The 13,031-nt window shown below is 63.6% G+C and carries 13 protein-coding genes; all 13 read right to left on the bottom strand.

The window, feature by feature from the left end:
- Positions 1-200: 200 nt before the first annotated feature.
- Positions 201-1,118 carry a dihydrodipicolinate synthase family protein gene (locus MA884_RS19500; protein WP_256232014.1) on the bottom strand — a complete coding sequence of 306 codons (918 nt, stop codon included), beginning with the start codon at positions 1,116-1,118 and terminating at the stop codon, positions 201-203.
- A gap of 173 nt (positions 1,119-1,291) precedes the next feature.
- Entirely contained in the window at positions 1,292-2,320 is a 1,029-nt protein-coding gene (locus MA884_RS19495) for a proline racemase family protein (protein ID WP_256232013.1), read from the bottom strand.
- Positions 2,321-2,474: 154 nt separating this feature from the next.
- Positions 2,475-3,197 carry an amino acid ABC transporter ATP-binding protein gene (locus MA884_RS19490; RefSeq protein WP_256232012.1) on the bottom strand — a complete coding sequence of 241 codons (723 nt, stop codon included), beginning with the start codon at positions 3,195-3,197 and terminating at the stop codon, positions 2,475-2,477.
- Complete coding sequence (locus MA884_RS19485; RefSeq protein ID WP_256232011.1) at positions 3,190-3,840, bottom strand: amino acid ABC transporter permease; 651 nt, start codon at positions 3,838-3,840, stop codon at positions 3,190-3,192. Before MA884_RS19485 ends, MA884_RS19490 begins: the two co-directional genes overlap by 8 nt.
- Before the next feature lie 24 nt (positions 3,841-3,864).
- Positions 3,865-4,530, bottom strand: coding sequence for an amino acid ABC transporter permease (locus MA884_RS19480; protein ID WP_256232010.1), 666 nt, complete (start codon positions 4,528-4,530; stop codon positions 3,865-3,867).
- A complete protein-coding gene (locus tag MA884_RS19475) occupies positions 4,523-6,301 on the bottom strand; it encodes an aconitase X (protein WP_256232009.1) in 1,779 nt (592 codons plus the stop codon). Before MA884_RS19475 ends, MA884_RS19480 begins: the two co-directional genes overlap by 8 nt.
- Positions 6,302-6,311: 10 nt before the next feature.
- Complete coding sequence (locus MA884_RS19470) at positions 6,312-7,130, bottom strand: transporter substrate-binding domain-containing protein (RefSeq protein ID WP_256232008.1); 819 nt, start codon at positions 7,128-7,130, stop codon at positions 6,312-6,314.
- A gap of 231 nt (positions 7,131-7,361) precedes the next feature.
- Positions 7,362-8,111, bottom strand: coding sequence for an AraC family transcriptional regulator (locus MA884_RS19465; RefSeq protein WP_256232007.1), 750 nt, complete (start codon positions 8,109-8,111; stop codon positions 7,362-7,364).
- 233 nt (positions 8,112-8,344) lie between these two features.
- Positions 8,345-9,601, bottom strand: coding sequence for an FAD/NAD(P)-binding oxidoreductase (locus tag MA884_RS19460; RefSeq protein ID WP_256232006.1), 1,257 nt, complete (start codon positions 9,599-9,601; stop codon positions 8,345-8,347).
- A complete protein-coding gene (locus MA884_RS19455; RefSeq protein WP_256232005.1) occupies positions 9,598-9,834 on the bottom strand; it encodes a 2Fe-2S iron-sulfur cluster-binding protein in 237 nt (78 codons plus the stop codon). Before MA884_RS19455 ends, MA884_RS19460 begins: the two co-directional genes overlap by 4 nt.
- Positions 9,835-10,019: 185 nt before the next feature.
- Positions 10,020-11,135, bottom strand: a complete 1,116-nt coding sequence (locus MA884_RS19450; protein ID WP_256232004.1) for an FAD-binding oxidoreductase — start codon at positions 11,133-11,135, stop codon at positions 10,020-10,022.
- The gene (locus tag MA884_RS19445) at positions 11,132-12,064 is read right to left on the bottom strand and encodes a 4-hydroxyproline epimerase (protein WP_256232003.1); all 933 of its coding nucleotides are present in this window, start codon (positions 12,062-12,064) and stop codon (positions 11,132-11,134) included. Before MA884_RS19445 ends, MA884_RS19450 begins: the two co-directional genes overlap by 4 nt.
- 111 nt (positions 12,065-12,175) lie before the next feature.
- Positions 12,176-12,847 carry a GntR family transcriptional regulator gene (locus tag MA884_RS19440; protein ID WP_256232002.1) on the bottom strand — a complete coding sequence of 224 codons (672 nt, stop codon included), beginning with the start codon at positions 12,845-12,847 and terminating at the stop codon, positions 12,176-12,178.
- Between the last annotated feature and the right edge of the window lie 184 nt (positions 12,848-13,031).

The raw sequence follows: 13,031 nt of genomic DNA, 5'->3' as shown, positions 1-13,031 counted from the left end.
GGCCTGGGCCAGGAAATAGTTCATGGGGCACCTTGTGTGCGAGTTGCTCGCGATGATGGCGGCACATCCAGCATAGTCGATTCAGACAAACCGCTATCGCGAGCAGGCTCGCTCCCACAGGGATTTGTGGTGAATGTGGGAGCGAGCCTGCTCGCGATGGCGGCGGCGCTATCACCGCCGGTCAGCGCCATGTCCTGCGGTCAAAGCCCCACATCCGGCAACACCGGTCGATTGGCCAGGGCCTTGGCCATGATCTGCTCGACATACACGCGATCTTCCTCCGGCAGCGCCAGGCGCGGTGGGCGGGTGAGGGCGCTGCCGCGACCGGCAATGGCTTCGCACAGTTTGATGCACTGCACCAGGTCGGCACGGGCGTCCAGGTGCAGGATCGGCATCAGCCATTCATAGATCGGCATCGCTTCGGCAAAACGCCCGGCGCGGGCCAGGCGGAAAATGGTTTCGCCTTCTTGCGGGAACACGTTGGACATCCCCGAGACCCAGCCTTCGGCACCGACGGCCAGGCTTTCCAGCACCACGTCATCCAGGCCTGCGAACAACACAAAACGGTCGCCAACTTCATTGCGCACGTCGATGAAACGCCGGGTGTCGCCGGACGAATCCTTGAAGCACACCACGTTGTCGCAATCGGCCAGGGAAATCAGGATGTCCGGGGTCACGTCATTCTTGTAGATCGGCGGGTTGTTGTAGACCATCAGCGGTACGTCGGCATGCCGGGCCACGTAGCGGAAATGCTCGGCGGTCTCGAACGGCTTGGAGCCGTAGACCAGCGCCGGCATCAGCATCACGCCGTCGACGCCGACCTGGCGCACCGCGTTGGCGACCTTGGCCGCCTGCGCGCTGGTGAACTCGGCCACGCCGCAGATCACCGGCACCCGGCCCCGGGCCGCATCCACCGCCACTTCGGTCACGGCAATTTTCTCCTCGGCGCTCAGGGAGGTGTTTTCCCCCACCGAGCCGCAGACCACCAGGCCTGACACGCCATCGCGGATGACGTTGGAAATCACTTGATGGGTTTTCTCCAGGTTGATGGAAAAGTCATCGTTGAACTGCGTGGTGACGGCAGGGAATACACCGCTCCAGTTGATGCGTTTACTCATGGTTGTCTCCGGTTATGGTATTTCGTATACGCAGGTAAAATTGACTTCACAACAAATCCCCTGTGGGAGCAAAGCTTGCTCGCGATGCAGGCGCTTCGGTTCCCCTGGAAGACCGCGTCATCTTCATCGCGGGCAAGCCTTGCTCCCACAGGGGGCGATGCCAGTTCAAGAAATCATGCGCCCGGCCAGGTGTCGGAAAGCCGGTAGCCCTCGGGCCACGGATCGGCTGGGTCGAGCAGCAACTGGTGTGTGCCGGTGATCCACGCGCGCCCGGCGATGCACGGATAAATCGCCGGACGCCCGGCCACTTCGGTCAGTGAATCGATACGGCAGTGGAACTCGGAGCCGATGATCGAACGGCCGATGAAGCGTTCACCCACTTGCATCAACCCCTTGGCATGCAACACCGCCATGCGCGCCGAGCAGCCGGTGCCGGTGGGGGAACGGTCGATCTTGCCGGGCTGGATCACCACGGCATTGGCGCCGGTAGCGATGCCGTTTTCCTGGACGATAGGCGCGGCAAGCTGGCAGAACGAGATGTGCGACCAGTCGGGGTTTAGCGGATGCACAAAGCCCAGTTGTTCGTTGGCGGCCCGGGTGATTTTCAGCCCCACGGCCACCAACTCGGCCGCTTCATCGGGGCGGATGGCAAAACCCAGGCGCTGGGCGTCGGCGATGACGAAACTGTCGCCGCCATAGGCGGTGTCCACCTGCAGCGAACCCAGCCCCTCGACTTCGATCCAGGCATCGAGGCGGTCGGCGAAGGAGGGCACATTCTTGATTTCGACCCGTTGCACTTTGCCGTCGCGGCAGTCGGCCACTGCTTCGATCAGCCCGCCGGGCGCTTCGAGCACCAGGCGGGTCTGGGGTTCGGTCATGGGCAGGATGCCGCTGTCCAGCAACACGGTGGCGACGCACAATGAGTTGGAACCGGACATCGGCGGGGTGTCGGCCGGTTCCATGATGATCCAGGCCATTTGCGCCCGTGGGTCTTTGGCGGGCACCAGCAGGTTGACGTGGCGGAATACGCCACCACGGGGCTCGTTCAGCACGAAGTTACGCAGGGTCTGGTCCTGGGCGATCCAGCGTGACTGTTCCCATACGGTGGCGCCGGGCGGCGGTGCGACACCGCCGACGATCACATCGCCGACTTCGCCTTCGGCGTGGCAGCTGACTACATGGATGATTTTCGATGAGCGCATGGGGGCGATCCTTGTGTTGTCTTATAGGGCCTCATCGCGGGCAAGCCTTGCTCCCACAGAGGTCTGTGGCTGGGGGGTAAGCCTTGCTCCCACAGGGTTCTGTGGCGTACACAAATCAGTGTGGGAGCGAGCCTGCTCGCGATGGGGCCATTGGCTATTTCACCGACTTGAGAAACGCCGCCGTCTCCGGCTGCACAGGGTTGCCAATCACCTGATCCGGCGGCCCGATTTCATGGACCCGCCCGTCGCAGAAAAACGCCACGCGGTCGGACACGTCCCGGGCGAAGCGGATCTCGTGGGTCACCAGCACCATGGTCATGCCGTCTTCGGCGAGCATGCGCATGGTGTCCAGCACTTCGCCCACTAATTGCGGGTCCAGGGCCGAGGTGGCTTCGTCGAAGAGCATGTAGTCCGGCGACATCGCCAGGGCCCGGGCGATCGCCATGCGCTGTTGTTGACCACCGGAAAGCTTGCCGGGGAAGGCCTTGAGCTTGTCTCCCAGGCCCACATGCTCCAGCTGTTGCAGCGCCAGCGCTTCGGCCTCCTGCTTGCTTTTGCCCAGCACCTTGCGGGGCGCCAGCATCACGTTTTCCAGCACCGTCAGATGGGGGAAAGCGTTCCATTGCTGGAACACGATGCCAATCTTTTGCCGCAAGCGGTTCAGGTCAGTGGCGCGGTCGTGAACTTCGACACCGTCCACGCGGATGCTGCCTTTGTGGATCGGCTCCAGGCCGTTGATGCACATCAGCAGGGTCGATTTACCGGAGCCGGAGCCGCCGATGATCGACACCACTTCGCCTTTGTCCACCGTCAGGCTCACGCCCTTGACTACTTCAAGGTCGCCGAAGGATTTGTGTACGTTCTCGATCTCAATCATTTTCCTGCCACCTTCTTTCCAGACGTGCGCCAAGGCGGGCGACCACCAGGCTCATGACGTAGTAAATGAGGCCCGCGATGCACAGCACCAGCAAGGGTTCCTGGATGCGGGTGACGATGGTTTGCGAGGCGCGCAGCAGTTCGACGATGCCGATCCACATCACCAGCGCGGTGTCTTTCATCACGCCCAACACCAGGTTCAGCCAGCCAGGGAAGGCGACCCGCGTGGCAATCGGCAGGACGATGTAGCGCAGATCCTGCAGGTAACTCAGGCCCAGGGAGCGACTGGCCCGCCGTGTACTCAACGGCACCGCCAGCACGCCACCGCGCACGATCTCGGTGAAGTACGCAGCGGCGTAGACCCCGAGCACGATGCACCCGACCGCGAAGGCGCTCAGGTTCAGGCCGACGATGCTCTTGAGAGAGTTGAACAGCACGAACTGGATCAGCAGCGGTACGCTGCGAAATACGTCCAGCACCCAGGCCAGTGGCAGGCTCGCCCGAGGCAACAATGCCCGCAGCAGGCCGAACAGCAAGCCGGCCAGGGAGCCCAGCAGGATCGACCACGCGGTCAGTTGCAGCGTGACCCAGGCCCCGTCGAGCAAGAACAGCAGGTCGTTAACGGTGAGGCTGGTTTCAAACATGACGAGCCCTCAATAACGAAACACTCAATAACGGAACAGGCGCCAGGACAACAGCCGGGCGAGCCCGACGATCAGCTTGGCGATCAGGTAATACAGCACCGCCGCGAGGGCGAAGTATTCGAAGGTACGAAAGGTCTTGACGTTGTATTCCTGGGTGACGCCGGTGAGATCGTTGTTCAGGCCCACGACCACACCCAGGGAGGTCATCAGCACTGCCCAGACCATCTGGTTGGTCAGCGGGTAGAACACGATGCGCAGCAGTTGCGGGACGATGATCATCCGGTAGGCCTGCCAGGCGCTCATGCCCAGGGAGCGGGCGGCGCGCATTTGGGTACTCGGCACGGCCTTGAGGCCGCCGCGAAAGTTCTCCGCCAGGTAACCGGCGTTGTTGAAGGTGATCCCGGCCAGCAGCGCCAGCCAGGAACTGATGTGCAGCCCGAGGGAGCCGAGGCCGAAGTAGAGGATGTAGATCTGGAACAGCGAGGGCGTGTTGCGGGCGATCGACACCCAGCCATTGCCCACGCCACGCAGCAGGGGATGGCGGGCCTGGCGCATCACCGTCAGCACCAGGGCGATCAGCACGCCGAAGATCATCGACAGCGCGGCGGTCTCGAAGGTGACCCAGGCCCCGGCGAGCATGTCGGGCAGGGCACGCAAGGCCGGGCGCCACTGGAAACTGTAGTCAAACATCGGTAGGGCTCCCCGTGCGAACAGTCGGTTGCAGCCACGTCGGCGGTTGACCGCTGGCCGTAGCGCTGCACGCGGCTTCGATGCACTGCGCAAGGCTGGCAAAGTGCACGCCGCGACCGACCAGGCCCGGCGCGTAATGGGCGTACTTGCCAGAGTTGGTCATCAGGGTGGTGGCGTCGGGCGGAATGACCGGCTCACCCAACATGCACCAGCAGGTGTCGGTGACCAGCAGCGCACCAAACGCTTCGATGGCCTGCAGATGGCCCGCCTCGCGAGCCTGTTCCAGTACCGCTCGGCCACAGGTGATCGCCAGCACCACTTCCGGATGTTTGTGGCGGCCTGCGCACAGGGCCGACAGGGCGGCGAATTCGCTGAGGGAAAAATGCGGGTTGCCCAGGGAGACCACGTCCACATGGCGGTGCCGGGCGCTATTGAGTTCGCGCCAACTGGCGAGCAGGCCGACAGCGCTGACAGTGTCCTGCGCCAAGCTGATACCCGGCGCCAGGACGTCGGCAGGGTCGAGAGCCTCGGGCGTCACCCCGGCGATGTGGAACAACGGCGCGGCGCTGGTGGTGGCGAACGCGGCGCCGAAGGCTTTCAAGTCATCCCGCGTAGGGGCCGCATGCTCCAGGCCGCGTATCAGTGGAATGCAACGGCCCGTCAGGCTGCCGATGTGATAGCCCAACAGCGGATAGAAACTGTCGTCGACGGGGCCCAGGGGTGGCACGTCGATAATCAGCGTGGCTTTGCGCTGCGCGTCAAGATGGCAGCCGGTCAATGGCGCGCGGCCGCAGAGGGCGATGCAGATGTCCAGGAAGTCCGGGTACTTCTGCGTGCGGGCACCGAGCACGCTGTTGGCGTAGACCACGGCGTTGGATTCGGCCCAGACGATTTGCTCGCCAGCCTTGGGCGCACTGTCGAGCAGGTAGGGGGCACAGGTGTAACTCAACTGCGCACCCATTGCCATGTAGGCATCACCCAAGGCGCTGGCGGGCTCACCCAGGGCCGGGTCGACACCCAGTTCCCGCCAGCGACGCTGGTCCACGGAAATCGAATTGAGCGTGGTGGGCACGCGCACCTTCGCGCCCCACTGCACCAGTTGTTCGGCAAAACGCAGGCTGGCCGGGCCGGTATAGATACAGCCATCGATGTGGGCCTGGGTTACATCCAACAGGTGTGTGGCGCCCTGGATCTCGGCCATGCGCAATACAATGTGCATCGCGACCTGGGCCGCCTTGCCGTGGCTGCCGTCCAGCAGCGCCTGATCCTGTTCGCTGAGGCTGATGCTTGAACAGTTGAGTGCGGTTATTGGGAAGTCCGCTCCATGCCAGTCATCGTTGGGGCGGCGACCCGACAAGGTCAGGCAATCGCCTTCAATGCGCACAAACCCCTGGCCGCGCAACCGGTTGAAGGCCTCGCGCCCGACACACACTACTGGCAAGGAACGCTGGAAAATCACCTGCGCTACCAGCACGCCCAGGGTCAGGATTTCATCGGCCTCGGCCAGCACCAGAGCGGCAGGGGCGTGGCCGTTGCTGATCAGCTCCATCAGCACGCTGCTGCCGGTACAGGAGCCGCGCCCGCTGGGAATCGCCAGCACGCGCCCAGCCAGGCGTTCGCCGCTCAGCGGATGATGGCGATCAATGACCTCGCCGCTGGCCGGATCGACCCCGCCCCAGAAGCTCAGGCCCACATCGGCGAACAGCAGGGCGCCCTGGGCGGCACCCTCCACCAGACTTCGGCCCGTCACACGGGTAGGCGTGCTTGGCATGCTCCAATCCTCAGTAGTAAACCTGCGGCACCACCAGGTCGGCCGGCGGGATGTCGCTGCCTACCCATTTGACGAACAGCTCCTTGTAACGGCCGGTGCGCACCTGCTGGTTGACGAAGAGGTTGAGGTAGTTGATCAGGCCGTATTCGCTGCGCTTGGCACCCAGGGACACGTAGTCGATGACATAGGGCGCGTTGCCGGCGATTTTCAGGTTCTTGTACTTGCCCGACTTGATGGTCGCGGCCGCCACGGTGTTGGTCACCACGGTCGCATCGATGTGTCCCTGGGCGACGGCCAGCAGCGTGTCGTTCTGCGACTGGTAGGCACGGAAACTGCCGCTGCCCCAACTCTTCTGGTCTTTTTCCAGGGCGATGGCTTCATAGGTGCCGCTGGTGTTACCCAAGGGCTTGCCCTTGAGGTCGTCGTAGCTGTTGATGCCGGTGTCGTCGCGGGTCAGCACCACCATCTGGAACGCGAAGTAGGGCACGGTCAGGCCCACGGTCTTGGCCCGTTCCAGGGTGTCGGAGGTGGAGGCGACGATCACGTCCGCACGGCCGGAAATAAGCGCCGGGATCCGGTCCGGGAACGGCGTTTCCACCACTTCGGCCTCCACGCCGAGAACTTTCGCCAGGTCGTGGCAGTAGTCCACGTCAAAACCAGCCGGTTTATTGCCAGCGTCACGAAAACCCATGGGCGGGAAGTCCAGGGTCACGGCGCAGCGCAGTTTGCCGGTACCGATGATGTCGTCGAGTTTGTCGGCGTGAGCGGTAGCGATGAACAGGGGCGTGAGGGCAACGCTCAGGGCTACGGCCAGTGCAGGGTTTTTCATAAATGCCTCGCTGTCGAATAAATGCGGTGAGATATCGTATTGAGGATTTCGTATACGATATTAGATAAAGCAAGCAACGTGCCGGTTTGAGGTTGAGTCAGTGGTCATTGGTAAGGCTTTGATACGCATACATTAAAAGACGTGGAGCTGCGTCAGGCGCCGTGCAACGCTTGTGCGCGGTGTTACAGATAGGAGCAATCGCCGTCCCCATGCCCCGCCAGGGAACACCGGTCAGCGCTGATTTTCGCGGTACTGGCTGGGCGAAAGGCTGGTCAAGGCGCGGAACTGCCGGCTGAACGCACTGTGATCGGTATAGCCGCAGCGCAAGGCGATGTCGGTGATGGGCAGGTCGTGGTCCAGTAACAACCGCGAGGCTTCTTCCAACCGCGCTTTGTGAATCATCTGCCGGGGAGTGAGTTGGAAGATGCGTTTGCAGTGGCGCTCCAACTGCGCCACCGACAATCCGGCGATGGCGGTCAGGTCGGCAAGGCTGATGGGGTGGGCGAAGTGCTGCTTGATATGGGCATCCACCGCCGCCAATTTCTGGAACGCCGGGTGACTCGACTGGGGCAGTTGCAGGTCCCGGGAAATGCCGGCCAGGCCAACGATCTGGCCGTTCGGTTCATGCAGGGCGAGCTTATGGGTCAGGCACCACACCGGTTGATTGCCGTAATACAGGTGCAATTCGAGCTGGTCGACCAGTTCCCGACCGCTGGCCAGCACCCGTCGGTCCTGTTCGGTGTACAGCGGGCCGAAGCGCTCGGGAAAGACCTGCTCGGCGGTGAGGCCCAGCAGGTCGCCGCTTTGTTTGAAGCCGCAGCGCCGGGCCAGGGTCTGGTTGACGAAGGCGTAGCGGGCTTGCCTGTCCTTGATGAAAAACACCACGTCCGAGAGGGTGTCGAGCAACGGCGCGATGGGTTGCAGGCTGCTGAGCAGGGTGGGCAGATCGCAGGGGGCGAAGGACGTGAGCGTGGGGTACATGGTCCAGCATCGCCTTCTGATGGGAGCGAGCGTGCTCGCGGTAGTGCAGTGTCAATCGAAAATACTGGGATTGTCACCTTGGAATCACACGGTGGTTCGCACAGTTTTTATGAACGACCCGAAGCAACTGTGGGAGCGAGCCTGCTCGCGATAGCGGAGTGTCAGTCAACATCAATGCTGCTGAGCCGGCGCTATCGCGAGCAGGCTCGCTCCCACAGGGGGCTTGGGCGGGCTCAAGTGGGCGGGGTTTCTTCCAGGTGCAGCAACGTCTCGATCCGCGCCGGGCTAAAGGGCGGGCGCGGCGTGGGTGAGGTCCAGCCGAACAGATGTTCCAGCGCGGCACCGCAGACCCGGCCCTGGCAGGCGCCCATGCCGCATCGGCTCGCCAGTTTCGCTGCGCGCCAGTCCTGGTGGCCGACCAACTCGCCATACGGTACGTCTTCGCAACGGCACACCAGCGTGTCGTCCCGGGCCAGGGTTTTGAGTCGCGCGTTCAGGGCGAAGGCCTTGTTCAAAGTCCGGGCGAAACCTTGCCAGCGTGCCCGGCGAGGCCACAAGCGTTGGGCGGCGACGCTATTGCCGACGGCGCTGTGGCCGGCGATGGCGCCTTCCACCAGCGCCAGTTCGCTGCCACCGAACCCGGTGCATTCACCAGCGGCGTAGTGGTCGCGGCGAGTTGTCGTTTGCCAGGCGTCAACAGCCAATGCCTGGCCTTCAACACCGCAGCCCAGGGCCTGGCCGAGCTGAGTATTGGGAATGAGCCCGAAACCACAGGCAAGACGGTCGCAGGCCAGTTCAAGCGTCTGGCCCTGGTGTAGCAAACGCACGCCCTCAAGCCGCTCGCGACCCAGGGCCTCCAGCACATGAGTGCCGGTGCGGTAGTGTGGGGCGAAAAGGCTGAACGACTGCAAAAACTTGCCTGGCCAGCGTGGCAACTGTGCGGCGAAACCGGTGACGGCGCCACGACTGGCCTGCTCGGCGATCCGCAGCACCTGCGCTCCTTGATGCTTGGCGGTGGCGGCGCAGGCCAGCAGCAACGGTCCGCTGCCGGCGATCACCAGCCGTTCGCCGCGCACCGGCAGGCCACTCTTGATCAACGCTTGTAATCCACCGGCACCGGTCACCCCCGGCAGTGTCCAGCCGGGGAAGGGCAGCAGCAGTTCGCGCGCGCCGGTACACAGGATCAAGCGCTCGTAGGTGATCTGCCAGCCGCGCTCGGCATCTTCCACCAACAGGGTTTTATCGGTGGCGCAGGCGATGACTCGGGTGCCGGCGTGGCAGCGCACATTGGCGCAGGCCTGTAATGAATCGCGCAGACGTCGGGCCTCGGCGGGGAGGTGAGCCTGGGGGCCGTCGCGCCAGATCTGCCCGCCCGGCAATGGGTTATCGTCCAGCAGCACAATGCGCATGCCGCTGCTTGCCGCGGCCAGGGCGGCAGCCATGCCGGCGGGGCCGGCACCGATGATCAACAGGTCGGTGGTTTCGTTCATGGTCGTGTTTGCACTTGCATGCCCTCGCGGCACAGCGTCTGGCAGGCCAGGCGCCGATGGCCATCGATCGTCACCCGGCATTCCTGGCAAATGCCCATGCCGCACAAAGGCGCCCGTCGCTGGCCGCTGACCGAGGTGCGGCTGCAACCGTCCGCGCCCAACGCCAATGCCGCCGCGACGCTGGTGCCGTTGGCAACCGAGAACGGGCGGCCGTCCAGGAATAATTCAGGCATGGGGCCAATCCTTCTTGGATACGCGGATATCTTGAGTCCACTCAAAACCTGTGGCGAGGGAGCTTGCTCCCGCTGGGCTGCGCAGCAGACCCAAAACAGGGCCGCTTCGCGCCCCAGCGGGAGCAAGCTCCCTCGCCACAGGGTCAACCCTATCCCCGGAGCAAACAGGGGATATGTATCGGGCTTCAGGCATGGACCGGTTCTCCCAGAAAACGCTGTGGCAGGTACGGTTGCGCCGCAAGCGGCGATGTTTCGTTGAACAGTTGCGCGGCCAGCAGGTCGGCCGTTGCGGGCGCCGTCGTTACGCCCAGGCCTTCGTGACCCACCGCCAGCCACAGGCCCGGGCGTTGCGGATGTTGCCCCACCAGCGGCAGGCCGTCGGGGCTGGCGGCACGAAAACCGGTCCAGGCGCGGATGCCGTTGAGGTGTGCCAGGCCTGGCAGGTAATCGACGGCACGCTTGAGCATCTTTGCCAGCATCCAGCCTTCCACTTGCGGGTCGACGGTGCCGAACTGCCGCGAGGCACCGATGAACAGTTGCCCGGTCGGGCGCGGCTGGATATTGCACGCCACCGACGGACCGCTGGCGTTGTGGGCGCTGGTGACATACCCCAGTTCCACCAGGGTGTGGGAGACGGTGGCGGGGTAACGATCGGTGATCAACAAATGGCCCTTCTTGGCTTCGATCGGCAACTCCGGGCACAGCTCGGTGGCCTGGATGCCATTGGCGAGGATCACCGCTTCTGCGTTCAACCAGCGACCATCCTCAAGACGCACCCGATGGCCGTCCACTTCAACGACCTGGGCGCGCTGCTGATCGATATTGGTCGCGTCCAGCATCCAGCGCGCGGCAGCCGGCGCGTACAGGATTGCGTCGCCCTTGATCAGCAGGCCTCCCTCCAGACCTTCGCGCAGTTGCGGCTCACGCTGCTGCAGGGCCGCACGGCCAATCAACTCACAGTCTTCGCCATGGGCCAGCAGGTTCAGGTACTTGCTATGGGCAACGGCCATTTCTTCGGCATTGGCCGCCAGCCACAGGGTGCCGTTGTTACGCCACGCGCAGGCGTCGGGCAGGGCCGGGGCCAGTTGGCGCCAGCGTTGCAGGGAATATTGACTAAGGGCCAGTTCCGCCGGGTTGTCGTCCAGCACCAGCAAGTGGCCCATGCCGGCGGCTGTGGCACCGTGCCAACCGGCATCGAGTACCAGGACCCTCAAGCCTCGCCGGGCCAACGTCCGGGCGCAGGCGGCGCCGATGATGCCGGCACCGATGATGATCACATCGGCGACGTGGCCTGCGTTCACGGGACGATGCCCCAGGCGAAGGGATCATCCGGCTCAATGACCAGCGTGGTTTCGGCGCTGATATAGGCGCGGCCGCGAATGGTCGGCACGATGCGCTCGCCGTCGAGTTCATAGGAGCCTTCGAATTCACTGCCAATGACACTGGCCTGGCGCCAGATCTGCCCGGGTTGCAGTTTTCCGTCAGCGGCCAGGCACGCCAGTTTAGCGCTGGTGCCGGTGCCGCATGGGGAGCGGTCATACGCCTTGCCGGGGCAGAGCACGAAGTTGCGGCTGTCGGCTTGCGGGTCATCGGCGAACAGTTCGATGTGATCGATCAGGCCACCGTCCTCACCCCGTAACCCTTGCTGCTCCAGGGCCTGCTGCACGGCGTAGGTGTAGGCGGTCAGCGCGTCGAGATTGTCGCCCGCCACGCGCTGGCCATGATCGGCGATCAGGAAAAACCAGTTGCCGCCCCAGGCCACATCGCCCACCACCGGGCCGATACCGGGCACCTCCAGGCTCAGGGCCTTGCGGTAACGGTAGGCCGGCACATTGCGTACGCTGACCGAACGATCCTCATGCAAGGTCGCTTGTACCGTGCCCACCGGGGTTTCGACGGTGTGTACGCCAGGGCCAATCTTGCCCAGGTGTGCCAGTGACGTCACCAGGCCGATGGTGCCGTGGCCGCACATGCCCAGGTAGCCGCTGTTGTTGAAGAAGATCACCCCGGCACAGGCGCTCGGATCCTGCGGTTCACAGAGCAGCGCCCCCACCAGCACATCGCTGCCCCGCGGTTCCAGCACGCAGGCGGTGCGCCAGGCGTCGTACTGTGTTGCCAGGCGCTGGCGGCGCTCGGCCATGCTGCCTTGGCCCAGGTCGGGAAAACCGTCGGTGACCAGGCGGGTCGGTTCGCCGCCGGTATGGGAATCGATCACGGTGATGCGTTTCATGGGGGGCCACGTCCGTTCAGATGAATGACGGTAAGCGTGGCCCGTGCAGGAGTCTGGCGGCTTGATGAATTTAGCCAGCGCTCATGACGAAATCGGCACAGTAGCGGCGCATCAATGACTGGAGGGCAGGAACTCGAACAGCGTCTTGCAAACACCGGCGATGTGTTCGTCCAGTAACTTCACTGCCCGCTCCACATCACCGGCGCGGCAGGCCGCAATAATTTCCCGGTGCTCGTGGTCAGCGCGTTCCTTGCCGGCCGAAAGGCTCATCTGCATGCGCAGGTAGCGTTCCAGCTTGTCGTGGACTGAGCGGATCAAATTCACCAGGAAGGGCCGTTGCGCCGGCTCATAGAGGCAGGCATGCAGTTGCCAGTTCAGTTCAGCCCAACGGCCCACGTCGTCCTCACCGATGAATTCCTGGCAAATGCCCTCGGCGCGAGCAAACGTCGCTTCGGTCATGTTGGGAATCGCCAGGCGCAGCACCTTGTCTTCCAACAGCATCCGCACCTCGAACATCTGCGCCAGCTCCGCTTCGGAAATGCGCGTGACCATCGCCCCGCGATTGCGCTGGAACATCACCAGCCCCTCGGCTTCCAGACGCTTGAGGGCTTCGCGCACGGGAATCTTGCTGACGTTGAACTGCCGGGCGATGTCGTCCTGGCGAATGGGCTCGTCCTCGGCAAAATGCCCAGCCACGATGGCTTCGCGCAAATGCCGGGTGATGATTTCCGAAGTGGAAGGGGTGTTGCCCAGGTCAGGCAGTTTGAACTTGGATAAGGTCACGGCGGCGGTCGTTTGGCTTGGTTGGGGATATGGTATACGACTTTGCCGGGCGTAGTGTCCCAGGGGACTCCTACACCGCTCCTACACCACTCCTGCAGCCTGGCAGGCAAGGGTTTGTGTTCAGCCGTGGGAGCTTGCTCGCGATGGCTGACTAAGCAGTCACAAAAACACCCGGCGCTAATGG

This window comes from Pseudomonas sp. Q11 (genome assembly GCF_024494355.1).
In the GTDB taxonomy this organism is placed as follows: Bacteria; Pseudomonadota; Gammaproteobacteria; order Pseudomonadales; family Pseudomonadaceae; genus Aquipseudomonas; species Aquipseudomonas hefeiensis.
Note: the sequence above shows the minus strand (reverse complement) of the source record. Positions and strands in the feature narration are given on the sequence as shown.

Coding starts and splice junctions, on each gene's coding strand:
- MA884_RS19490 (WP_256232012.1), bottom strand. CDS start 3,197: ATGATTGAGATCGAGAACGTACACAAATCCTTCGGCGACCTTGAAGTA.
- MA884_RS19495 (WP_256232013.1), bottom strand. CDS start 2,320: ATGCGCTCATCGAAAATCATCCATGTAGTCAGCTGCCACGCCGAAGGC.
- MA884_RS19460 (WP_256232006.1), bottom strand. CDS start 9,601: ATGAACGAAACCACCGACCTGTTGATCATCGGTGCCGGCCCCGCCGGC.
- MA884_RS19500 (WP_256232014.1), bottom strand. CDS start 1,118: ATGAGTAAACGCATCAACTGGAGCGGTGTATTCCCTGCCGTCACCACG.
- MA884_RS19455 (WP_256232005.1), bottom strand. CDS start 9,834: ATGCCTGAATTATTCCTGGACGGCCGCCCGTTCTCGGTTGCCAACGGC.
- MA884_RS19475 (WP_256232009.1), bottom strand. CDS start 6,301: ATGCCAAGCACGCCTACCCGTGTGACGGGCCGAAGTCTGGTGGAGGGT.
- MA884_RS19485 (WP_256232011.1), bottom strand. CDS start 3,840: ATGTTTGAAACCAGCCTCACCGTTAACGACCTGCTGTTCTTGCTCGAC.
- MA884_RS19445 (WP_256232003.1), bottom strand. CDS start 12,064: ATGAAACGCATCACCGTGATCGATTCCCATACCGGCGGCGAACCGACC.
- MA884_RS19465 (WP_256232007.1), bottom strand. CDS start 8,111: ATGTACCCCACGCTCACGTCCTTCGCCCCCTGCGATCTGCCCACCCTG.
- MA884_RS19470 (WP_256232008.1), bottom strand. CDS start 7,130: ATGAAAAACCCTGCACTGGCCGTAGCCCTGAGCGTTGCCCTCACGCCC.
- MA884_RS19480 (WP_256232010.1), bottom strand. CDS start 4,530: ATGTTTGACTACAGTTTCCAGTGGCGCCCGGCCTTGCGTGCCCTGCCC.